A 21,455-nucleotide genomic window follows, 5' to 3' on the forward strand; every position below is an offset into this window, starting at 1 on the left:
CGCCCCCGGGCCCGCCGGCCCCTCCCCCGAGCCCCGCCGGCGCGGCGCCCCCCCCCCACACTCCCTCGCGGCGAGCCGCCCCCCCCCCCCGCGCCGCCGCCCCCCCCACTTCTCGCTTCTCGGCTCCCGTGGTACGCCCGGGTCCGTCGACGCGGGTCAGACGATCCGGCGTGCCGAGGTGACGACGCGCGGGCGCGTGCCGGCGTCGGGCGCGTCCGGGACCTCCGCCGGGCGGACGCCGCGGTCGAGGAACGCCTGCAGCACCCGGCCCTCGGTCGACGGCCAGCGGCCGAGGACGTCGTACGCGAAGAGCACGATCACCCGCCAGCCCAGGCGTTCCAGCTCCTCCTGCCGCGCGACGTCGGTCAGGCGCTGGCGCGCGGAGGTCAGGTGGTGCTGCCCGTCGTACTCCAGCGCGATCCGCAGGTCCGGCCAGCACAGGTCCGGGCGCGCGAGCCAGCGCCCGTCGTCGTCGAAGACGTCGGCGCCGACGACCGGGCAGGGGAAGCCGGAGCCGACGAGCCGCAGACGCAGCCGCGTCTCCATGGGTGAGTCCACGAAGCGCCGGGCCCGGTCGAGGGCGGACGCGAGCGGGACGACGCCGCGCCGACCCCGCATCCCTCGCAGACGCTCGGCCAGCAGGTCGGGCGGGTACGGACGGGCACGCCCCCGGCCCGCGAGGACCGCGTCCACGACGACGACGAGGTCGGTCTCCGTGAACCCGGGTCCGCCCGCGGCGACGAGGGTCGCGAGATCCGCGACGGTCCGGTCGAGGCTGGTCACGTCGAGCCCGTGCCGGACCACGACGTCGCGCGCCGGCAGGCCCCGTGCGACACGACACCGGTGGCGTCGAGGGCCCGCGTGCCGGACGGTCCCGACACGTGCACCGGTGCGAGGCCCGTGACGTCCCGGGGCAGCGGCAGGTCCCACAGCGCAGCGGCCGTCGTGTGGGAGAAGGCGGCGGTCGGCGGGAGCGCGAGCCGGACCGCGGTCGCGACCGACCGCAGGTCCTCCCGGCGTGCGGCGTCCATGCGGACACCCCGCACCGGGGCGTGGAGCCGCGGCGAGCGCAGCTGCTTGCGGGTGATACCGAGGCGCAGCGCCTCGGAGACGAGGAACGGCGGGTCGGGGACGGGCATGCCGAGAGTCTGGCGGAGAGCACCGTCGCCGCGCCGACGAGCGCCCCGGACCTGTGGACGACCCGGGCGCGAGGGTTCGAGAAGCGAGAAGTGGGGCCCCCCAGCCGGACGGCACCGGGGGCGAACAAACCCACAACCGCCCCCCGGGGGCCCCGGGCGCCCGCCGCCCCCCCGCGCCCCCCGCAGCTGTCCCCCCCCGGGGCCCGAGTGTTCCCCCCCCGAGCCGCCCCCCCCCCCCCCCGACCCGGTGGGCCCACTTCTCACGTCTCACCGGCGGCGTGGCCGCCGGTGGCGCGTCAGCCCTCGAAGGGCTTCGCGGCGACGATCTTCACCGTGATCTCGTTGCCGTTCGGCGCGGCGTAGCTCGTCTCGTCGCCGACGGACTTGCCGCTGATCGCGGCACCGAGCGGCGACGTCGGCGAGTACACGTCGAGGTCGGTCGTGCCGGCGATCTCGCGCGAGCCGAGGAGGAACGTCATCTCGTCGCCCGCGACGACCGCGGTGACGACCATGCCGGGCTCGACCATGCCGTCGTCCGGCGGCGTGCCGATCTGCACGTTGCGCAGCTTCTCGGTGAGCTCACGGATGCGGGCCTCGTTCTTGGCCTGCTCCTCGCGCGCGGCGTGGTAGCCGCCGTTCTCCTTGAGGTCGCCCTCGTCACGCGCGGCGGCGATGCGCTCCGCGATCGCGGTACGGCCCTCGCCGGACAGGTGGGCGAGCTCGGCCTGCAGCCTGTCGTGCGCCTCCTGGGTCAGCCAGGTGACGGTGGTGTCGGTCACGGTTCGCTCCTTCCTTTCCATGGTCGACGGCCGGGTCGGTCGCACGGCCGTGCGGGTACGGGCAGCCGGGGCGCGTGCGTTCGCGGTGCGCCTGCCTGCCCGGGTCGGTGACGCTGGCCGGGTGGCAGCGCGTAGGACTGGTCTCCCGCCGGGAACCGCGGCGCCCGGCGGACGGCGTGCTTGTCACCGGCACGCAGTCTCGGGCTCCACACGGTCGGGTGCGGGAATCCCTCAGGATAGCAAAGCACAGGGCACCGACAGCGACGCCGCAGGTCAGCGCGCGCGCAGCCCGGGGCGCCTCACGGCGCGACGCGGCAGGACTGGACGATGCCGGTCGTGGCGAGCTCGGAGGTCGCGACGCTCACCGTGTACCGGGACTCGGCGACCTCGACCGGGCCGACCGTGACGTCGACCGTCCCGACCTGGGCGAAGCTCTCCGCGAGGGCGTCGAGCGTGCACGTCGCCGTCGTCCCCGGGTCCATGTAGACCTCGAACGTCACGTCCACGCGCTCCGGGCTCACGACCGTGTAGCCGAAGTCCTTGAACCGCACCGGCTCGTTCGCGTACCGCAGCCCGATGACGAGCGTGATCGCGAGCCCGACGATCGCGACGAGGACGATCCCGACGACGGCCAGGCGCCGACGTCGCTCGGTCGGCTCGGGCCCGTAACGGCCCGCCGGCGGTCGCAGGGGTGCGCCCGGGCTCGGCTGCGGGGCGGTGGTCTCGTTCGTCATGGTGCGGTCCCGTGGTCGGTGCCGCCGCGCCCGGTCGCACGCCCGGCGTCGTGCCGGTGGTTCCCGGCGGTTCGTCAGGTGTGGGCGCGGTGGGGGATCATGTCCTCGACCCATCTTCGCAGAGCCCGGGCGCTCGTCGTGCACCCACGACAGGTCCGGCCGTGCGAGGAGACGTACGACGTACCCGGGAGGACCAGTGGCCGAACCCGCGGCCGGATCGACCACCCACCGCGAGCAGCCGGAGACGCTCCGTCTCCTCGCCGTGCACGCCCACCCCGACGACGAGTCGAGCAAGGGCGCGGCGACGGCCGCCCGCTACGCGGCCGAGGGCGTCGACGTGCTCGTCGCGACGTGCACCGGGGGTGAGCGCGGCGACATCCTCAACCCCGGCTTCGGCGAGGGGCCCCAGGACATCGAGGGCATGCGCGCGCTGCGCCGCGTCGAGATGGCGTCGGCGGCGCGCGCGCTCGGGGTCCGCCAGCAGTGGCTGGGGTTCGTCGACTCGGGCCTCCCGGAGGGCGACCCGCTGCCCCCGCTGCCCGAGGGCTCGTTCGGTCTGGTCCCGCTCGAGGAGGCAGCCGCGCCGCTCGTCGAGCTCGTGCGCGAGTTCCGGCCCCACGTCGTGACGACGTACGACCCGTCGGGGGGGTACCCCCACCCCGACCACGTGATGTGCCACCGCGTCGCGTTCGAGGCGTTCCACGCCGCGGGCGACCCCGACCGCTACCGCCGCGAGGGCGGGGCGGCGCCCTGGTCGCCGCTCAAGCTCTACTACAACCACGACTTCTCGATGAACCGCATCCGCACGCTGCACGAGGCGATGCAGGGCGCGGGGCTCGAGTCGCCGTTCGGCGACTGGGTCGAGTCGCGGTCCGCGCGCGAGATCCCGGAGCGCGAGGTCACGACCCGCGTCCACGTCGCGCGCTACTACGCGCAGCGCGACGCCGCGCTCATCGCGCACGCCTCGCAGATCGACCCCGACGGCTTCTTCTTCGCGATCCCGCGCGACCTCGAGGTCGACGTGTGGCCGTTCGAGGAGTTCGAGCTCGCCGAGTCGCGCGTCCCCACGCAGTTGCCCGAGGACGACCTGTTCGCGGGCGTCCGTGAGCTCGTCGCGAGCGAGGGGGCGGCCTCGTGAGCACGACGACGTCCCTGGTGGAAACCCTGGTGCCGACCGTCGCGGGCGGTCCGGGCTGGGCGGCCGACGTCGTCGCCGAGACCGCGACGCCGAGCCCGTCCGAAGACCCGCTGCGCAAGGACCTCGACCCGAACGACGTGTCGCCGGGCCTCGTCGGCTTCCTCGCGATCTTCCTGGTGGCGCTCGCGACCGTGGGCCTCTTCTTCGCGCTGTCCCGCCAGCTCCGGCGCATGCGGCACAACGCCGAGGTGCAGGGCATCGGCGCGGACGGCCCGCTGGAGGCGGGTGCCGACGGCGCGGAGCCCGGAGCCGAGGGCCCGGACGGGCCGACCGGCGACGGCGGCGCTCCCGACGGAGCGCCCGGCGGCGGTCCCGCGCGGCAGGGCTGACCGTGGCCACCGGGGCGCGGGTCACGATCGGCCAGCTCGAGGTCTCCGCCGACCACGCGGCGAACCTCGTCACGGTCGGTGCCGCGTTCCGGGAGGCGGCGCGCGTGCGTGCGGACCTGCTCGTGCTGCCCGAGTACGCGGCGGGGTTCGACCCCCGGGGCACGGGCGTCGAGCACGCGGAGCCGCTCGACGGGCCGTTCGTGACGACCCTGCGCCGGCTCGCGCGCGAGCACGGGGTCGCGGTGATCGCGGGCACGCTCGTACCGGGTGCCGCGGCGGGGCGCGCGGTGAACGTCGTCGTCGCGGTGGACGCGTCCGGCGAGCTCGTGGGCTCGTACCGCAAGGTGCACCTCTACGATGCGTTCGGGCACCGCGAGTCCGACCGGCTCGACGCCGGCGACCCGGCGGCGCCGCCGCTGGTCCTGCCCGTCGGGGACCTGACGTTCGGCGTCATGACGTGCTACGACCTGCGGTTCCCCGAGAGCGCGCGGCGGCTCGTCGACGTCGGCGCGGACGTGCTCGTCGTGCCCGCGGCGTGGGCGGCGGGCGACCTCAAGGCGGACCAGTGGCGCACCCTGGCCCGGGCGCGGGCGATCGAGAACACGGCGGTCGTGCTCGCGGTCGGGCAGGCGGGCAGGGGCGTGACCGGCCGCTCGCTCCTCGTCGGCCCGGACGGCCAGGTCGGTCTGGAGCTCGGAGAGCGCGCCGAGCTGCGCAGCGCGGACCTCGACCCCGCGGCCCTGGCGAGCGCGCGCGAGCGCAACCCCTCCCTCGCCAACCGTCGCTACGCCGTCGTCCCCCGGGACTGAGCGGCGGCGGTCAGCGTGCCGCGACCGCGGCCAGCATGATCGCGACGTAGTGGCACGTGAAGCCGACGACGGTGAGCACGTGGAAGATCTCGTGGAAGCCGAACCAACGGGGGCTGGGGTTCGGCTTCTTGATGCCGTAGACGACGGCGCCGAGCGTGTAGGCGAGGCCGCCCGCGGCGACGAGCCAGACGATCGCCGGTCCGTTCGTCGTGGTCCAGAACTGCGGCATGTAGCCGACGGCGACCCAGCCGAGGGCGACGTAGATGGGCACGTAGACCCAGCGCGGGGCGTCGAGCCACAAGATCCGGGCGAGGAGGCCGAGGACGGCGCCGCCCCAGACGATCGCGAGCAGGATCGTCGCGGTCCGCTGGGGGAGCAGGAGCACCGCGAGGGGCGTGTAGGTGCCGGCGATGATGAGGAAGATGTTCGAGTGGTCGGCGCGGCGGAGCACCCCGGCGACGCGCGGCGACCACGTGCCGCGGTGGTAGACGGCGCTCGTGCCGAAGAGGAGGCAGGCGCTGAGCCCGAAGATCGCGCACGACACCTTGCCCGCGACGGGCGGGGCGACGACGACGAGGACGATGCTCGCGACGAGGACGACGGGGAACGTGCCCGCGTGGATCCAGCCCCGCAGGCGCGGCTTGACCGCCTCGGCGACCTTCTCGACGGCGTCGCCCACGCTCTCGCGGACATCCTGCACGGCGTCGGCGCCGGGCAGGCGCGCACGTCCGGCGTCGGTGGCGGGCGCGCTCGGGGTGGGGTCGCTGTCGGTCGGTCGGTCCACGGCGTCTCCTCGGGGTCGGGCCGGGTCGGGCGGTGGGTCGGACGGACGAGCGCACGGCGTCGTCCTCTCGAACCTACGCCATCGTAAGTTACGCGAGCGTAGGTTCGCGACCTGTCGTCGCGCCGCGGTGTGAAGATCCTGGGCAGGGCCGCGCACGGTCGTGGCCACCCTGCCGTCCGCACTCTCCAGAGCGGTAGCGTGTGCGGGTTCGGCCAGCGCGTCCCCGACCAGGGACCAGCCCGCCGGGCGACACCCGTCCTTCCACCGTCGAGGAACCGTCGTGCGCCTGCCCCGCCCTGTCTACGGACTCTACGAGCGTCGTCTCGCCGCGACCCTCTCGCGCGAGAGCGTGCCGCGCCACGTGGGCGTCATCCTCGACGGCAACCGCCGGTGGGCGCGCTCGTTCGGCGAGTCGACGGCGACCGGTCACCGGCGGGGTGCCGACAAGATCACGGAGTTCCTCGGCTGGAGCGAGGACCAGGGGGTCGAGGTCGTCACGCTGTGGATGCTCTCGACCGACAACCTCTCGCGCTCGCAGGAGGAGCTCTCCGCGCTGCTCGACATCATCGAGGACGCGGTGCGCGACCTCGCCGACTCGGGCCGCTGGCGCCTGCGGGTCATGGGCCGCCTCGACCTGCTCCCCGAGCGCCTCGCGGGCGCGCTGCGCGAGGCGCAGCAGCGCACGGCCTCGGTCGACGGGCTCCAGGTGAACGTGGCGATCGGCTACGGCGGGCGGCACGAGATCGCCGACGCGGTGCGCTCGTACCTGCGCGAGCAGGCGGCCGCGGGCGCGCGGCTGCAGGACCTCGCGGAGAACCTCGACGTCGAGCACATCGAGGAGCACCTGTACACCAAGGGGCAGCCGGACCCGGAGCTGGTCATCCGCACGTCGGGCGAGCAGCGCCTCGGCGGCTTCCTGCTGTGGCAGAGCGCGCACTCGGAGTTCTACTTCTGCGAGGCGTACTGGCCGGACTTCCGGCGCGTGGACTACCTGCGCGCCCTGCGCGCCTACTCCCAGCGCGAGCGTCGCCTCGGCCGCTGAGCGCGCCCGCGACCGGTAGGGTCGATGCGAACGCATCGATCGAGCCGTCCGGGGGTGTCATGGTCGAGCAGGGCAGGCGCGAGGTCGAGCACGTGACGGCGCCCGGCCACGGGAGCCCGCGGCTCGCGGTGGAGACCTGGGAGTCGCTGTTCCGGGCGCAGGTCACCGTCATGCGTCGGCTGCAGGCCGACCCGGTCTGGGACGGCCTCACCCTGCGCGAGTACGACGTGCTCTTCTCGCTCACCAAGGGCCCGGACGAGGGGATGCGCCTGCGCGACCTCAACGTCTACATCCTGCTCAGCCAGCCGTCACTGAGCCGCATGGTGGACCGGCTCGCGACGCGCGGCCTCGTCGAGCGCACGCCCGCGCCCGACGACGCACGCGGCACGCTCGTCCGGCTCACGCGGACGGGTCGGGACCTCCAGCGGGCGACCGGCCGCGCGCACGCCCGGGCCATCGCGACCTACGTGGGCGGCGCGCTCGACGACGACGACCTTGCGACGCTCGGCGACCTGCTCGAGCGGCTGCGCGCGGCCCAGCAGGTGATCCCCGACGTGGCCCGGGCAGCGCTCCCCGCGCCGCGGGCGGACGAGCGGCGCCCCTGAGCGCTGTGGCGGGGAACACGTCCGGTCCGTCCGTTCCCGGGCGGACCGGGACGGGTCCCGCTGCCTAGGATGCGAAGCGTGTCCTCAACGCCGAGCACCACCCAGACCGGTTCCCCGCAGCGCCCCGACGGCCCGCTGCGCGTCGTCGTCGCGCCCGACTCGTTCAAGGGCAGCCTGAGCGCCGCGGACGTCGCGCACGCCGTCGCCGCCGGGGCGCGCAGCGTCGTCCCCGACGCCGAGGTCGTCGAGCTCCCCATGGCCGACGGCGGCGAGGGCACCCTCGACGCGCTCCTCGCCGTGTGGGGCGTGCCGGCGCGCGAGGTCGCGACGGTCGACGCGATCGGACGCCCCCGCACCGCGCGGTTCGGGGTCTCGGCCGACGGGCGCCTGGGCGTCGTGGAGCTCGCGGAGGCGAGCGGCCTGCCGCAGGTGAGCGACGTCGCGCTGCAGCCCCTGCACGCGCACACCCTCGGCACGGGGGCGGCTGCGGCGGCGGTGCTCGACGCCGGGGTGGACGAGGTGATCGTGTGCCTCGGCGGGTCGGCGTCGACCGACGGCGGCGCGGGCATCCTCACCGGTCTCGGCGCGCGGCTCCTGGACGACGGCGGCACGCAGGTGCCCGACGGCGGCGAGGGGCTCGCGCGGGTCGCGCGCCTCGACCTGTCCGGGCTGCACCCCCGCGCCCGCGACGTGCGCTGGCGCCTCGCGGTCGACGTGACCAACCCGTTGCACGGCGAGCGGGGTGCGGCGCACGTGTTCGGCCCGCAGAAGGGCGCCCAGGAGGCGGACGTCGCGTTCCTCGACGACGCGCTGCGCCGCTGGGCGGGGGTGCTCGTCGAGGAGGCGGGGTTCGACGTGTCCGAGCTCGCGGGGGCGGGCGCGGCGGGCGGTGTGCCCGCGGCGATGGTCGGCATCCTCGGCGCGGAGCTCGAGCCCGGCGCGCGCCTCGTCGCCGAGGCCGTCGGGCTGCCGGACGCGATCCGCCGCGCGGACCTGGTCTTCACGGGCGAGGGGTCGTTCGACTCGCAGTCGGTCAACGGCAAGGTCGCCGACGCCATGGGCGCGCTCGCCGCCGAGGCACCGCACCGTCCGCCGGTCGTCGTCCTCGCGGGGCGCGTGCTGCTGCCGGCGCACCAGGCGCGCGACGCCGGCATCGCCGCGGCGTTCAGCATCGCCCCCGGACCCATCGAGCTCGACGAGCTCCTCGACCGGACGGCCTCCCGGCTCACCGACCTCGCCGCCACCGTCACGAGCCTCCACGTCGCCTCGCGGCGCTGACCGCCGCCCCGAGGCCGGGGGCCGAGCCCGATGCCCCGGCCCGCGGTGTCACCGCCGGGGCCACGTCCAGGGCGGCTGGTCGAGCAGACCCTCGCGGCCCGCGACAGTCGTCTCGCCGGACGGCGACCGGACGAGCTCGACCTCGAGGAGGTCGCCGGGGCCCGGCAGGTCGGCCGTGCCCGACGCCGTCGCGTCCCGCAGCGCCGCGACGAGCGGCGCCGCGTGGGTCACCACGACGACCTGCGTCTCCCGGGCCGCGGCGTGCACGAGCGCGCCGAGCGCGGGCAGCAGGTCGGGGTGCAGGCTCGTCTCGGGCTCGTTGAGCACGAGAAGCTCGGGCGGGCGCGGCGAGAGCAGCGCCGCGACGAGGAACAGATAGCGCAGCGTGCCGTCGCTCAGCTCCGCGCCGGTGAGGGGCCGCAGCAGCCCGTCCTGGTGGAGGGCGATCTCGAACCGCCCGTCGTCGGCGTGCACCGCGAGCCTGCTCCCGGGGAACGCGCGCGAGACGGCGGCGTCGAGCTCGTCGCCGCGGCCGAGGTCGCGTACGGTCTCGAGCGCGGCGGCGAGGTCCGCGCCGTCGTGCGCGAGGACCGGCGTGCGGGTGCCGACCTGCGGCGCGCGCGCCGGGGCGCCGGCGTCGGTGCGGAGCTGGTCGTAGAAGCGCCACGAGCGCAGGGTCTCCCGCACCGCGACGACCTCCGGCGCTCCCACGGGGTCGACGAGCTCGGTGAGCACGCTGTCGAACGACCGGAGCCGGGCGGGTGAGGGGGCCCAGCCTCCGGCGTCGTCCCGGACGCGGACCGCGGGTCCGCGTCGCTCGACCTGGAGCGTCGCCGCGCGCGGGGCCGGTCCGGACCAGATCGTCTCGACCTTGATCTCGGGGTCGAGCCCGAACGCCGACCCGGGGTGCTGCGGGAGCCCCAGGTCGACGGCGTAGCCGAGGTCGTCCGGAGCGGCGCCCGCGAACCCCAGCCGCAGCGCGACGGGCGCGGTCCGCCGCGTGCCCTGCACCGGGACGCCGTCGCGGACCGCGCGGGCACCGCCCTGCTCCGGTCCGGCCCAGAGCGTCGAGCGCAGCCCGCCCTCGCGCGCGACCGCCCCCACCGCGCCCCCGAGCGCGCACTCGGCGAGCAGGCGCAGCGCGCGGTACAGGCTCGACTTGCCGGTCCCGTTGGCCCCGGTCACGACCGTCAGCCGGTCGAGCGGCAGCACGAGGCTGCGCAGGGAGCGGTACCCCTCCACGGCGATCGTCGCGAGCATCGTCACCTCCGCCGCGCACGCTACGCGCCGCCTCCCACGCGGGCGCGCCGGTGCCGCGGACATCCGCACCCGAGGTTGCGGACACCCGCATCCAGGAATGCGGGAAAGCGCGTCCAGAAATACCGGGAGCCGCGTCCGGAAATGCCGAGACCAGCGTCACCACGACGCACCTGGACGCATTCGTCCGGCGCTTTCTAGGCTGCTTTCTCGTGGGAATTCTCGAGCTCGTGGTCGTCGCCGTCGCGCTCGCCGCGGACGCGTTCGCCGTGGCGCTCGCGCAGGGCACCCGGATGCGGCGCCCGACGTGGCGCGAGACCGCGCGCGTCGCGGTCCTCTTCGGCTTCTTCCAGGCCCTCATGCCGCTCGCCGGCTGGGCGCTGTCCACGTGGTTCGCCGACGCGGTCTCCGGCGTCGCGCCGTGGATCGCCTGCGGGATGCTCGCGTTCGTGGGCGCGCACATGGTCAAGGAGGGCCTCCAGGACGAGGCCGGGCACGCCGTCGAGCACGTGGAGGGGCCGGCCGACGACCAGGCCACCGGCGCAGAGGCCGGGACGCCCGGCGAGCCGGCCGCCGTCGCGACCCTCGCGCCGCCCGTCACCCGGCGCCCCCGCGTGGCCTACCGGGTGCTGCTCCCGCTGGCGGTCGCGACGTCGATCGACGCCGCGGCCTCGGGCGTCACGTTCGCGGTGCTCGGCGTGCCGATCCTGCCCGCGGTCGTCCTCGTGGGCGTCGTGACGCTCGTGCTGTCCGGCCTCGGGGTGCGCCTCGGTGCCCGCGCGGGCGAGCGTCTGGGCCGCTGGGCGACCGTCGCGGGCGGCGCCGTGCTGGTCTTGCTGGGCCTGCGCATCCTCCTAGCACACCTCCTCTGACCCACCGCCCCGCTGTGGGCGTGAAATGGGCCCGGTTCTCGGTCGAGAACCGGGCCCATTTCACGCCCACAGCGCGGGGTGGGGATCAGTCCGTGATCGCGAAGGCGTCGATCTCGACGAGCATCTCCTCGCGGGGCAGGCCGGTGAACACCGTCGTGCGGCTGGGGAGCACGCCCTTCGTGGTGTGCTGGGCGACGAACGCGCCGTAGGCATCGTTCATGATCGGGAAGTCCTCGCGCTTGGTGAGGTAGACGCGCAGCATGACGACGTCGTCGAAGGTCGCGCCGGACGCCTCGACGATCGCGCGCACGTTCTCGAGCGTGCGCGTGGTCTGCGCGGCGACGTCGCCGGGGTAGAGGTACTCGCTCGTCGCGGGGTCGACGGGGCCCTGGCCGGAGACCTGGACGAACGGGCCCTTGCGCACGCCCTGGTGGAACGTGTGCGCGGGCGCCGGGGCGTCGGGGGTCGAGATCGCGGTCTTCTCGCTGGTCATGGTGTCCTCTCGGTCGTTCGGGGTCGCGGGGTGAACGTGGCGGTGGCGGTGGTCAGAGGTCGACGGTCGCGAGGTCGACGACCTCGTCGCCGCGCACGACGGCGGCCACGCGCCAGCGGTCGAACGTCGTGCACGGGTGGGAGATGCCGAACCCGACGACGTCGCCCGGGCGGACCTGGGCGGTCGCGGGGCCGGTCACGTGGCTGGCCCCTGCCTCGTCGGCGTCGAGCGCGAGGTAGAGGTGCTGGTCGTTGAGCGCGGTGACGCGCGTCCCGGCGAGCTCGCGCGCGGGCAGCCAGCCGTCGTCGGACTGCGAGCGCAGCCAGAGCGCGACGGGCAGGTCGATGTCGAACGACACGTCGCGGCGCCCGATGCCGCAGATCGCGAGGCCCGGCTCCGGGACCGAGAGCACCTGCCCCCAGACGGTCGCGGCCCCGCGCAGCGGCTCGGCGCCGGGGAGCCGGCTCCACGGGTCGGTGCGCGAGTAGAAGCCGTGGTCGTGCGTGACGTACGCGCCCGAGCGCACGACGACGCGGACCTCCACCTCGCGCCCGTCGGCGCCCGCGACCGGCCCGGGCAGCTCGGCGAGCACGACGTCGAGGAACGAGCTGCCGCCCGCCGACAGCACGAGCGGCTCGTCGGCACCGGCGAGGCCCTCGCGGACGAACGTGGCGCCGAGGTCGCGCAGGCCGTCGCACCACGCGGCGACGGCGGCGAGCTCGTCGGCGCTCGTGCCGCCCGCGACCGAGCCCTCGTACCCGGTGACGCCCAGCAGCCTCAGGTCCGACGCCCGCACCGCGCGCGCGAGGTCGAGCGCGGCCGCGGTGCTGCGCACGCCCGTGCGCCCGCCCGGGACGCCGAGCTCGACGAGCACGCCGACGCGCGCCCGCACGGCGGCGGGCGCGTCCGCGAGGCCGCGCGCGAGCAGGTCGACGCCGTGCGGCGAGTCCACGCACAGCCACACCTCGTCGAGGGCGCCGTCGACGACGCCGGTCAGGTCGTCGCGCAGCCACGCGATCTCGCGCGGGTCGAGCAGCTCGTTCGCGAGCAGCACGCGCGGCACGCCCCAGTCGCGCACGGTGCGCAGCTGCGACGGCGTCGCGACCGTCGCCCCCCACGCGCCCGCCGCGGCCTGGCGCGCGTAGAGCGCGCGCGACATCGTCGTCTTCACGTGCGGCGCGTGCTCGACGCCGCGCTCTGCGCACACGCGCGCGACGACGCCGACGTTGTGGTCGAGCGTCGTGTCGTCGAGCGTGAGCAGCGGCCAGGAGAAGGCGTCGTCCGTGACGCGCGGGCTGCCCGCGAGCACGTCCGCGACGGTCGCCGGGGCGGCGAGCCGCAGGCCCTTGGTCCGGGGCCCGACGCCGTCGCACGCCCAGGGGCGATCGGGGTCCGTCGCGCGGTGCGTGGTGCCGGTCATGGGGTCCTCCTCGGGAGTAGGGCTCTCGTGCTGGACGGGGCGGTCGCGCGGGTCACACCGACCGCACGCCGGTGCCCGGGCGCAGCGGCCGGCCCGGCAGGGCGTCGGTGAGCCGGCCGTCGCGCAGGACGGGCACGCCCGCCACGAGCACGTCGTCCACGCCCGACGCCGGGCGGCGCGGGTCCTCGTACGTCGCCTCGTCGCGCACCCGGTCGGGGTCGACGAGCGCGAGGTCCGCGACCGCGCCGGGCTCCACCGCGCCGCGCCCGGCGAGCGCGAACCGCTCGGCGGGCCGCGTGGACAGGTGCGTGACGGCGTCGTGCCACGTCCAGTCCCCGAGCGTACGCACGTGCTCGGCGAGGAAGCGCGCGAAGGCGCCCCACCCGCGCGGGTGGGGTCGGCCGCCACCTCCGACGGGCGCGTAGATCGCGTCGGACCCGCCGACGTGCGCCCGGTGGCGCAGCAGTGCCCGCACTGACTCCGGCGAGTTGGTCGGGGGCTGGGCGAACACGCACGAGGCGCGCAGGCGCGTCGCGACGAGCAGGTGCACCGCGGCCTGGGCGGGCGTCAGGGTCAGGCGGGCGGCGACGTCGGGCAGGGTCATGCCCTCCGCCCAGGAGAGGTCGTCGGCGGGCTCGCCGGCCGGTGCGCCTGCCGATGCCCCGGTGGGGACCGCGGCCATCGTCACCCGGGGCCACAGGTCGGCCAGGGTGGGGAAGTGCTCGCGGTGCAGGCGGTCGAGGACGGCCGGGTCGGTCAGCGCGGCCACGGTCGCGTCGACGTCCGCGATGGGCAGCCAGGTCGGAAGGGACACCATCGACAGGATCGAGCAGCCGCGCAGGTACGGGTAGGAGTCGAACGTGACGTCCAGGCCCTGGGCGTGGGCGTCGTCGACGTAGCCCAGCAGCTCCGCGGCCGGGCCGTGGTAGTGCGAGACGTGGGTCGCGACGCCGGAGGTGCGCGCGACGCGCACGAGCTCGGCGAACGCCGGGCCGGCCTTGTCCTCGTACCCGCGCATGTGCGACACGTGCGGGAGCCCGCGCGCCGCGAGCACGCTCGTGAGGGCGACGAGCTCGGCCTCGTCGGCGTACGCCGCCGGGACGTACTCCAGGCCGGTCGACATCCCGAGGGCGCCGTCGTCGAGCGCCGCGGTGAGCAGGGCGCGCATGCGGTCGGTCTCGGCGGGCGTCGCGGGTCGGGCGGCGGCGCCCAGCACCGCGTACCGGAGGGTGCCGTGCGGGGCGAGGTAACCGACGTTCACGCGGGTCGTGCGGTCGTACGTCGCGAGGAGGTCGGCGACCGACCCGCCGCGGAACGTGGGGTGGGTGCCGTTGATCGCGGCGAAGTACCCGCTCGCCCAGGCCGCGGCGTCGTGCAGGCCCGACGCCGTCTCGTCGCCCGGCGCGCGCTGCTCGCCCGGGGCGGGCGACGGCGCGTAGGACACCCCGTCCTGCCCGACGACGACGTTCGTCACGCCCTGGCGCAGCATCGCGAGCTGCACGTCCTCGTCGAGCACCGCGGCCTCGCCGTGCACGTGCGCGTCCACGAACCCGGGCAGCAGCAGCCGACCGTCCGCCTCGACGACCGCGACGTCGTCGGGCAGCGCCCCGGCCCCTGCCGCGGGGTCGACGCTCTCGACCCGGCCCTCGCGGACCGTCACGTCCACGGGCGAGGAGGCACCGCCGTCGGGCCCGACCAGCCGAGCACCGCGGACCACGAGCGCGCTCACGCGGGGCCGCCCTCGTCCTCGTCGCGGCCCTCGACCCAGCCGCCGACGCCGCGCAGGCCGCCCGCGGCGAGCTCGGCCGCACGGTCGCGCGGCCAGCCCGCGACGCCGGGCCGCGTCTGCCAGGGGTGCGGGCCGTCGAGCGGGCGGTACTCCACGCCCGCCGCGTCCAGGCGCGGGAGGTGGTGCGCCACGAGGCGCTCGCGGAACGCGACCGACGCCGGCGACCCCGGGGCCCGGTCCTCCTCCGGCGACCACATGACCTCGGCGAACGCCGCGAGGCGCGGGAACGCGGCGTAGTCGACGCGGCGGGCGGAGTCGAGGTGCTCGGACCAGAGCTCGGCCTGGCCGCCGAGCAGGACGCCCGGCCGGTCGACGCTCGTGCCCGGCTCCGAGCCCGCCTGTGGGCCCGCGAGCCCCGCCGGCAGAGGCTCGAACGCGTAGACGTCGTCGAGCGTGGTGAGGAACCCGACGGGCACCGGCTCGTCGGGGGTGTCGCCGCCGCGATGGTCGAGGTAGACGACCTGCTCCGGGGCCATGACGACGTCGTGCCCGGCGGCGAGCGCGTCCGTCCCCACGGCCCAGCCGCGCCACGACGTCACGACGACGTCGCGGGGGAGCGCGGGGCCGAACGCCTCGTCCCACACGACCGCGCGGCGCCCGCGGGACGCGACGTGCTCCGCGAGCCGGGCGAGGAACCAGCCGTGCAGCCCGCCGACGTCGTCGAGCCCGAGCGCCTCCGCGCGCGCCACGATCTCCGGGTTCTCGCGCCACAGCGTCGTCGGGACCTCGTCGCCGCCGAGCGCCACGAACGGTGCGTCGAACACGTCCAGCACCTCGTCGAGCACGTGCCGGAAGAACGTCAGCGACTCCTCGGACGGGTCGAGCACCTCGGTGCTCACGCCCCACGTGGTGCGGACCTCGTGCGGCTGCTTGCGCGTGCCGAGCTCGGGGTAGGCGGCCACGGCGGCCTCCACGTGACCCGGCGCGTCGATCTCCGGCACGACCGTGACGCCGCGCTCGCGTGCGTACGCGACGATCTCGCGCAGGTCGTCCTGCGTGTAGTAGCCGCCGTGCGGGCGACCGTCGAAGACGCCGGCGCGCCACGTGCCGACGCCCGACTCGCGCCGCCACGCCCCGACCTGCGTGAGCCGCGGGTAGCGCGCGACCTCCATGCGCCAGCCCTGGTCGTCGGTGAGGTGGAGCTGCAGGACGTTGAGCCGGTGCGCGGCGGCGAGGTCGACGAACCGCAGCACGTCGGCCTTGGGCAGGAAGTGGCGCGCGACGTCGAGCAGCACGCCGCGCCACGCGAACCGGGGGTGGTCGACGATCGTGACGTGGGGGAGCGCGAGCCGCCCGTGGTGGTCGTCCGCTGCCACGCTCGTGGCGGCCAGGACCCGCGCCCGGCGGAACGTGGCGGGCCCGGCGAGCTGGCGGAGCGTCTGCGCGGCGGCGTGCGCGCCGTCGAGGTCGGCGGCGTCGACGCGGACACCCGTGGCATCGACGGTGAGGCGGTAGCCCGACGGCGGGAGGCCGCGGCCGAGCGCGAACGTCACCGTGGCCGGGCGGACGCCGGACCCCCGCGTGGGCATCTCCGGAGCGGCGTCACCGGGGTGAGGCGCCGGGGTGTCTGCAGCGGGGTCGACGGGCACGAGGTCGATGCCGAAGGCGTCCTCCGTCGCGCGGCGCCACCAGCGCGCGGCGGGGCGCAGCGCCGGGTCCGCGACGACCCGCGTCCCGTCGGCGACGACGGTCGTCCCGTCCCCGGGTGTCAGCGCCACCGGAGCGGGGAGGATCCCGGAGGGGTCCGTCGTGGACTCGGAGCGTGACGTGGGCACCTTTTGGAAGGACACCGAACGAGCCTAGCCGCAACCGCCGTCGACTCCCCACTCGCCCCGGACGAGACCGGCCCCGCCCCGCGCCGCGCGCCCCGGCCCGCGTCCGCCGGCGCCGAGAACGACACCACCCCGCGCCGAGAACGACCTGAGGGCCGGTATGAACGTCATATCGACCCTCATGTCGTGTTCGGCGGGGAGAGGGAGGGGGGAGAGGGAGAGGGGGCGACGCAAGTGTGCGTTCGGCGTTCCCCGAATTACGCAAGCGGCTTGCAGCGGCGCGTATAGTCGACGGCATGTCGAGACGTCTGGCGGAGGTCGCCACCAAGGTCGGTGTCAGCGAGGCCACGGTGAGCCGCGTGCTCAACGGGAAGCCCGGCGTGTCGCAGGCGACGCGCGACGCGGTGCTCACCGCGCTCGACGTGCTCGGCTACGAGCGGCCGACCAAGCTGCGCGGCGAGCGCGGGCGCCTCGTCGGGCTCGTGCTCCCCGAGCTCGTCAACCCGATCTTCCCGGCGTTCGCCGAGGTCATCGGCGGCGCGCTCGCGCAGCAGGGCTTCACCCCGGTGCTGTGCACGCGGACCGCGGGCGGCGTGACGGAGGCCGAGTACATCGACCTGCTCCTGGGCCAGCACGTCTCGGGCGTGATCTTCGCGGGCGGCTTCTACGCCGAGCGCCTGGCCGACCACGCGCACTTCCGCCGGCTCGAGAAGCTCGGGCTGCCGGTCGTGCTCATGAACGCCTCGATCGAGGACCTCGACTTCCCGCGCGTCTCGTGCGACGACCTCGTCGCGATGAACCAGGCGCTCGGCCACGTGCTCTCGCTCGGTCACGAGAAGGTCGGCCTGCTGCTCGGCCCGGCGGACCACGTGCCGTCCGAGCGCAAGCTCGCCGCGGCGCAGGCGTTCGCCGAGCGGCAGGGGCACGTGCTCGACCCGACCCTGGTCGTGCACAGCCAGTACTCGCTCGAGAGCGGCCAGGCCGCGGCGAACCGCCTGCTCGAGGCCGGCGCGACGGCGATCGTGTGCGCGAGCGACCCGCTCGCCCTCGGCGCGGTGCGCGCGGTCCGGCGTGCGGGCCTCGACGTCCCGACGGACGTGTCGGTCGTGGGCTACGACGACTCCAACCTCATGAACTCCACGGACCCGGCGCTGACGACGGTCCGCCAGCCCATCGAGCCGATGGGCCGGGCCGCCGTCGACCTGCTCGCGAGCATGATCGCGGGCGCCGACGTCTCGCGCGACGAGCTCCTGTTCGAGCCGGAGCTCGTCGTGCGCGGCTCGACCGCGGCGGCGCACGCCGCGGGCCGGGAGACGACGGCTTCCTAGCCGCCCGCTCCTCACCAGGGCCCCGGCCCGGCCGCCTCGAACGCGCCGGGCCGGGGCCCTCGTCGTCGTGCCCGTGGGCGCCCGAACCCGGGGTTCTCCGGCCACGCCCGCCGCCGAACCCGGGGTCTCGCGCGGCCCGGGGCTCCCCATCGCCCGCAACCCCGGGTTCGCGCCCGGGTCTCGGGGTCGTGCGCGACGCGCCGTGTCCGAGCGCCGGCCGCAATAGAACGTAGGTCTCTCGACGTCGAGAGATAGCGTTTCGATAACGACACTGTCGGGTTCTTGCGCGCTTCCTGTCGCCTAGTTACAGTCGTCCACGACGGCGCGGTCGGCACCCGGTGCACGACGGCCGTCCCGGGAGCCCCCGGTCGGAACGGACGCAGTGCGCAGCAGCAGGCGAGGCACGGCCCCGGCACGTGCAGCCCACGAACTCACGGAAGAGGACGCGGTGAGCAACGATCACCCCCGAGTCGCCGACGGCGAACCCACCCCCGACGCGACCCGCGCGCAGGCGGTGCGGGAGCCGGGGGCGTCGTCGCCCGACTGGTGGCGCAGCGCCGTGATCTACCAGGTGTACGTGCGCAGCTTCGCGGACGGGAACGGCGACGGCACGGGCGACCTCGCGGGCGTGCGCCAGCGCCTCACCTACCTGCGCGACCTCGGCGTCGACGCGATCTGGTTCACCCCCTGGTACGTGTCCCCGCTCGCGGACGGGGGCTACGACGTCGCGGACTACCGCGCGATCGATCCCCAGTTCGGCACGCTGGCCGAGGCGGAGCGGCTCATCGCGGAGGCCCGCGAGCTCGGGATCCGCACGATCATCGACGTCGTCCCCAACCACGTCTCGTCCGAGCACGAGTGGTTCCGGGCGGCCCTCGCCGCCGGCCCCGGGTCGCCCGAGCGCGAGCGCTTCTGGTTCCACCCGGGCAAGGGCGAGGACGGGTCCGAGATCCCGACGCGCTGGGTCTCGGAGTTCCAGGGCAGCACGTGGACGCGCACGACGAACCCCGACGGCACGCCCGGCGAGTGGTACCTGCACGTGTTCGCGCCCGAGCAGCCGGACCTCAACTGGAACCACCCGGACGTGCGCCGCGAGCACGAGGACATCCTGCGGTTCTGGTTCGACCGCGGCGCCGCGGGGATCCGCATCGACTCCGCGGCACAGCTCGTCAAGGACCCGGCGCTGCCCGAGGTCCCGGCCCACCCCGGCCCGGGGGAGCACCCGCACGTCGACCGCGACGAGCTGCACGACATCTACCGGGGCTGGCGCGCCGTCGCCGACTCGTACGAGGAGCCGCGCGTGCTCGTGGGCGAGGTGTGGCTCGCGGACCGCGCGCGGTTCGCCCAGTACCTGCGCCCCGACGAGATGCACACCGCGTTCAACTTCGACTTCATGGCCCGCCCGTGGGACGCGAAGGCGCTGCGCGAGTCGGTCCAGACGACGCTCGACGCGCACGCTCCCGTCGCCGCGCCCGCGACGTGGGTGCTGTCGAACCACGACGTGACGCGCCCCGTGACGCGCTACGGCCGCGAGGACAGCTCGTTCGCGTTCGCGACCAAGCGCTTCGGCACGCCGACGGACCTGGAGACCGGGCGTCGTCGGGCCCGAGCCGCGGCCCTGCTCTCCGCGGCGCTGCCGGGGTCGCTCTACCTCTACCAGGGCGACGAGCTCGGGCTGCCCGAGGTCGAGGACCTGCCGCTCGACGCGATCCAGGACCCCATGCACTTCCGCTCCGACGGAGTCGACCCCGGCCGCGACGGCTGCCGCGTCCCCCTGCCGTGGACGCGCGGCGGCACGAGCCACGGGTTCGGGCCCGACGGCGGTGCGCGGCCCTGGCTGCCCCAGCCCGCGGGCTGGGGGGAGATGTCCGTCGAGGCGCAGGCCGACGACGAGACGTCGATGCTCGCGCTCTACCGCCGCGTCCTCGCGACGCGACGGGCGGAGCCCGCGCTGCACGGCGAGGCGTTCCGCTGGCTCGACTCCCTGGGCGGGGTCGCGCTCGGCGACGACGTGCTCGCCTTCGTCCGCGAGGACACCCGCGGCGACGACCGTGACGGCGCGGTCACGTGCGTCGTCAACCTCGGGGCCGAGGACGTGCCGCTGCCCGCGGACGCCGAGGTCCTCCTCCACAGCGACACCCCGCACGGGGCGGACGTGTCGGAGCCACCGACGCGACTCGCCCCCGACACCGCGGTCTGGCTGCGCGCATGACGTCGCGCACGGGCCGGCACGAGGCCTGACCGCCCCCAGTCCCCGGGCCGCGAGCCGGTCGGCCCGGACACCCAGCACCCACCCAGCACACCCACCCAGCACCACCGGAACACAGGAGTGACGATGAAGTCCACACGTCAGGCGATCGCCTTCACCCTCGCGGGGGCGCTCGCGATCAGCACGCTCGCCGCGTGCTCGAGCGGCGGCTCGGGCAGCGACGACGAGAGCAGCGGCACCGACGGCGACGGGAAGGTCACCCTCAAGGTGGTCTCCCTCCTCCCGGGCTCCGAGCAGGAGGCGATCGACGCCTTCAACGCGCAGGTCGAGGAGTTCGAGGCCGCGAACCCGGACATCGACATCGTGCCGGAGGAGTACGAGTGGAAGGCGACGACGTTCGCCCCCCAGCTCGCCGGCGGCACGCTGCCCGACGTCTTCGAGATCCCGTTCACCGACGCGAAGACGCTCGTCGAGAACGGCCAGCTCGCCGACCTCGACGAGCAGTTCCGCACCCTGCCCTACGCCGACAAGTTCAACCCGGCGATCATCGAGGCCGGGACGGGCGCCGACGGCCACGTCTACGCGATCCCCGCGAAGAACGTGTACGGCGTGGGCCTGCACTACAACCGCGCGCTCTTCGAGTCCGCCGGGCTCGACCCCGACCAGCCGCCGACCACGTGGGACGAGGTCCGCGAGGACGCGAAGAAGATCGCCGACGCCAACCCCGGCGTCGCGGGCTACATGCAGATGTCGCAGAACAACACGGGCGGCTGGCAGCTCACCGTCAACACGTTCGCGCGCGGCGGCCGCACGCAGGAGGTCGCGGAGGACGGCACCGCCACCTCCACGCTCACCAACGACGGCACCAAGGAAGCGCTCGAGTGGCTCAAGGCCATGCGCTGGGAGGACAACTCCCTCGGGAGCAACTTCCTCCTCGACTGGGGCACCATGAACCAGGCGTTCGCCGCCGGCCAGGTCGCGATGTACACCTCGGGCTCGGACGTCTTCACCTCTCTCGTCCAGACGAACGCGATCGACCCCGCCACCTACGGTCTTGCGGCGCTCCCGCTCGAGGGCGACGACGCGGGCGTCCTCACCGGCGGCACGCTCGCCGCGATGCCCGCGAACGTCGACGAGTCGAAGAAGGAGGCCGCGATCAAGTGGATCGACTTCTTCTACCTCGGGAAGCTCGTCGACGAGAAGCGCGCCGTCGCCGACGCCGAGACGCTCGTCGCGAACGACCAGCCCGTGGGCACCCCGGTCCTGCCGATGTTCTCCCAGGAGCAGTACGAGCAGAACCAGGAGTGGATCAAGGACTTCATCAACGTCCCGCTCGACCAGATGACGAGCTACACGGACACGATGTTCGACCTGCCGCTCGTCGGTGAGCCGTCGCAGAAGACGCAGGAGATCTACGCCCTGCTCGACCCGGTCGTCCAGGCCGTCCTGACGGACGAGAACGCCGACGTGGACGCGCTGCTGGAGCAGGCGAACACCGAGGCGCAGGCCCTGCTCGACCAGGGCTGACGACCCGAGGGCGCGCGGTCCGTACGGGCCGCGCGACCCGCAGACCCGGGTCGGCCGGCAGCGCCCCCTGCCGGCCGACCCGTACCCCGCC

Annotated in this window: 20 protein-coding genes; 10 read left to right on the forward strand and 10 right to left on the reverse strand. The window is 75.2% G+C overall.

Features of this window, described 5'->3' with window-relative positions; genetic code table 11:
- Window positions 1-156: 156 nt before the first annotated feature.
- The 4 genes from ACZ402_RS03935 to ACZ402_RS03950 form a co-directional block, all read right to left on the reverse strand.
- Entirely contained in the window at window positions 157-783 is a 627-nt protein-coding gene (locus tag ACZ402_RS03935) for an endonuclease domain-containing protein (RefSeq protein ID WP_375825983.1), read from the reverse strand.
- Entirely contained in the window at window positions 780-1,139 is a 360-nt protein-coding gene (locus tag ACZ402_RS03940) for a hypothetical protein (RefSeq protein WP_375825984.1), read from the reverse strand. Before ACZ402_RS03940 ends, ACZ402_RS03935 begins: the two co-directional genes overlap by 4 nt.
- A gap of 296 nt (window positions 1,140-1,435) precedes the next feature.
- A complete protein-coding gene (gene greA, locus ACZ402_RS03945) occupies window positions 1,436-1,918 on the reverse strand; it encodes a transcription elongation factor GreA (protein ID WP_375825985.1) in 483 nt (160 codons plus the stop codon).
- Between the two features lie 299 nt (window positions 1,919-2,217).
- On the reverse strand, window positions 2,218-2,652 hold the full coding sequence (locus ACZ402_RS03950; RefSeq protein WP_253053047.1) for a DUF4307 domain-containing protein: 435 nt from the start codon (window positions 2,650-2,652) through the stop codon (window positions 2,218-2,220).
- Window positions 2,653-2,848: 196 nt separating this feature from the next.
- Here ACZ402_RS03950 and mca point away from each other — a divergent pair, with 196 nt between their 5' ends.
- Genes mca through ACZ402_RS03965 form a run of 3 tightly spaced genes read left to right on the forward strand, consistent with a single transcriptional unit; the run spans window position 2,849 to window position 4,988 of the window.
- Window positions 2,849-3,790 carry a mycothiol conjugate amidase Mca gene (gene mca / locus ACZ402_RS03955; RefSeq protein WP_375825986.1) on the forward strand — a complete coding sequence of 314 codons (942 nt, stop codon included), beginning with the start codon at window positions 2,849-2,851 and terminating at the stop codon, window positions 3,788-3,790.
- Entirely contained in the window at window positions 3,787-4,179 is a 393-nt protein-coding gene (locus ACZ402_RS03960; RefSeq protein ID WP_375825987.1) for a hypothetical protein, read from the forward strand. The genes mca and ACZ402_RS03960 overlap by 4 nt, the downstream gene beginning before the upstream one ends.
- Before the next feature lie 2 nt (window positions 4,180-4,181).
- The gene (locus tag ACZ402_RS03965; protein WP_375825988.1) at window positions 4,182-4,988 is read left to right on the forward strand and encodes a carbon-nitrogen hydrolase family protein; all 807 of its coding nucleotides are present in this window, start codon (window positions 4,182-4,184) and stop codon (window positions 4,986-4,988) included.
- Between the two features lie 10 nt (window positions 4,989-4,998).
- Here ACZ402_RS03965 and trhA read toward each other — a convergent pair whose 3' ends face one another.
- Window positions 4,999-5,706 carry a PAQR family membrane homeostasis protein TrhA gene (gene trhA / locus ACZ402_RS03970; protein ID WP_375825994.1) on the reverse strand — a complete coding sequence of 236 codons (708 nt, stop codon included), beginning with the start codon at window positions 5,704-5,706 and terminating at the stop codon, window positions 4,999-5,001.
- Between the two features lie 346 nt (window positions 5,707-6,052).
- Between trhA and ACZ402_RS03975 the strand changes: the two genes are divergently transcribed.
- The 3 genes from ACZ402_RS03975 (at window position 6,053) to ACZ402_RS03985 (ending at window position 8,697) form a co-directional block, all read left to right on the forward strand.
- Complete coding sequence (locus tag ACZ402_RS03975; RefSeq protein WP_204542751.1) at window positions 6,053-6,814, forward strand: isoprenyl transferase; 762 nt, start codon at window positions 6,053-6,055, stop codon at window positions 6,812-6,814.
- Window positions 6,815-6,873: 59 nt separating this feature from the next.
- Window positions 6,874-7,419 carry a MarR family winged helix-turn-helix transcriptional regulator gene (locus tag ACZ402_RS03980; protein WP_375825989.1) on the forward strand — a complete coding sequence of 182 codons (546 nt, stop codon included), beginning with the start codon at window positions 6,874-6,876 and terminating at the stop codon, window positions 7,417-7,419.
- 69 nt (window positions 7,420-7,488) lie between these two features.
- Entirely contained in the window at window positions 7,489-8,697 is a 1,209-nt protein-coding gene (locus ACZ402_RS03985; protein WP_375825990.1) for a glycerate kinase, read from the forward strand.
- A gap of 48 nt (window positions 8,698-8,745) precedes the next feature.
- Here the strand turns inward: ACZ402_RS03985 and ACZ402_RS03990 are convergent, their stop codons facing one another.
- Complete coding sequence (locus ACZ402_RS03990; RefSeq protein WP_375825991.1) at window positions 8,746-9,957, reverse strand: AAA family ATPase; 1,212 nt, start codon at window positions 9,955-9,957, stop codon at window positions 8,746-8,748.
- Window positions 9,958-10,166: 209 nt separating this feature from the next.
- Between ACZ402_RS03990 and ACZ402_RS03995 the strand changes: the two genes are divergently transcribed.
- Window positions 10,167-10,826, forward strand: a complete 660-nt coding sequence (locus tag ACZ402_RS03995) for a manganese efflux pump MntP (RefSeq protein ID WP_375825992.1) — start codon at window positions 10,167-10,169, stop codon at window positions 10,824-10,826.
- Window positions 10,827-10,911: 85 nt separating this feature from the next.
- Here ACZ402_RS03995 and ACZ402_RS04000 read toward each other — a convergent pair whose 3' ends face one another.
- Genes ACZ402_RS04000 through ACZ402_RS04015 form a run of 4 tightly spaced genes read right to left on the reverse strand, consistent with a single transcriptional unit; the run spans window position 10,912 to window position 16,318 of the window.
- Window positions 10,912-11,319 carry a RidA family protein gene (locus ACZ402_RS04000; RefSeq protein WP_375824136.1) on the reverse strand — a complete coding sequence of 136 codons (408 nt, stop codon included), beginning with the start codon at window positions 11,317-11,319 and terminating at the stop codon, window positions 10,912-10,914.
- A 52-nt stretch (window positions 11,320-11,371) separates the two neighbouring features.
- Complete coding sequence (locus tag ACZ402_RS04005) at window positions 11,372-12,739, reverse strand: alanine racemase (protein WP_375824138.1); 1,368 nt, start codon at window positions 12,737-12,739, stop codon at window positions 11,372-11,374.
- A 52-nt stretch (window positions 12,740-12,791) separates the two neighbouring features.
- Window positions 12,792-14,468 carry an N-acyl-D-amino-acid deacylase family protein gene (locus ACZ402_RS04010; RefSeq protein ID WP_375824140.1) on the reverse strand — a complete coding sequence of 559 codons (1,677 nt, stop codon included), beginning with the start codon at window positions 14,466-14,468 and terminating at the stop codon, window positions 12,792-12,794.
- The gene (locus ACZ402_RS04015) at window positions 14,465-16,318 is read right to left on the reverse strand and encodes a beta-N-acetylhexosaminidase (protein ID WP_375824141.1); all 1,854 of its coding nucleotides are present in this window, start codon (window positions 16,316-16,318) and stop codon (window positions 14,465-14,467) included. The genes ACZ402_RS04010 and ACZ402_RS04015 overlap by 4 nt, the downstream gene beginning before the upstream one ends.
- Window positions 16,319-16,596: 278 nt before the next feature.
- Between ACZ402_RS04015 and ACZ402_RS04020 the strand changes: the two genes are divergently transcribed.
- The 3 genes from ACZ402_RS04020 (at window position 16,597) to ACZ402_RS04030 (ending at window position 21,364) form a co-directional block, all read left to right on the forward strand.
- Complete coding sequence (locus tag ACZ402_RS04020; RefSeq protein WP_375824142.1) at window positions 16,597-17,628, forward strand: LacI family DNA-binding transcriptional regulator; 1,032 nt, start codon at window positions 16,597-16,599, stop codon at window positions 17,626-17,628.
- A 514-nt stretch (window positions 17,629-18,142) separates the two neighbouring features.
- Window positions 18,143-19,840 carry a glycoside hydrolase family 13 protein gene (locus tag ACZ402_RS04025; RefSeq protein ID WP_375824317.1) on the forward strand — a complete coding sequence of 566 codons (1,698 nt, stop codon included), beginning with the start codon at window positions 18,143-18,145 and terminating at the stop codon, window positions 19,838-19,840.
- A 123-nt stretch (window positions 19,841-19,963) separates the two neighbouring features.
- Window positions 19,964-21,364, forward strand: a complete 1,401-nt coding sequence (locus tag ACZ402_RS04030) for an ABC transporter substrate-binding protein (protein WP_375824143.1) — start codon at window positions 19,964-19,966, stop codon at window positions 21,362-21,364.
- Window positions 21,365-21,455 lie beyond the last annotated feature (91 nt).

Source organism: Cellulosimicrobium sp. NPDC030954 (genome assembly GCF_055571305.1).

Bases quoted from the DNA above. Each gene is read 5' to 3' on its own strand.
- ACZ402_RS03940 (WP_375825984.1), bottom strand. From the start codon at position 1,139: ATGCCCGTCCCCGACCCGCCGTTCCTCGTCTCCGAGGCGCTGCGCCTC.
- ACZ402_RS03950 (WP_253053047.1), bottom strand. From the start codon at position 2,652: ATGACGAACGAGACCACCGCCCCGCAGCCGAGCCCGGGCGCACCCCTG.
- ACZ402_RS03980 (WP_375825989.1), top strand. From the start codon at position 6,874: ATGGTCGAGCAGGGCAGGCGCGAGGTCGAGCACGTGACGGCGCCCGGC.
- ACZ402_RS03985 (WP_375825990.1), top strand. From the start codon at position 7,489: ATGCGAAGCGTGTCCTCAACGCCGAGCACCACCCAGACCGGTTCCCCG.
- ACZ402_RS03990 (WP_375825991.1), bottom strand. From the start codon at position 9,957: ATGCTCGCGACGATCGCCGTGGAGGGGTACCGCTCCCTGCGCAGCCTC.
- ACZ402_RS04000 (WP_375824136.1), bottom strand. From the start codon at position 11,319: ATGACCAGCGAGAAGACCGCGATCTCGACCCCCGACGCCCCGGCGCCC.
- ACZ402_RS04005 (WP_375824138.1), bottom strand. From the start codon at position 12,739: ATGACCGGCACCACGCACCGCGCGACGGACCCCGATCGCCCCTGGGCG.
- ACZ402_RS04020 (WP_375824142.1), top strand. From the start codon at position 16,597: ATGTCGAGACGTCTGGCGGAGGTCGCCACCAAGGTCGGTGTCAGCGAG.
- ACZ402_RS04030 (WP_375824143.1), top strand. From the start codon at position 19,964: ATGAAGTCCACACGTCAGGCGATCGCCTTCACCCTCGCGGGGGCGCTC.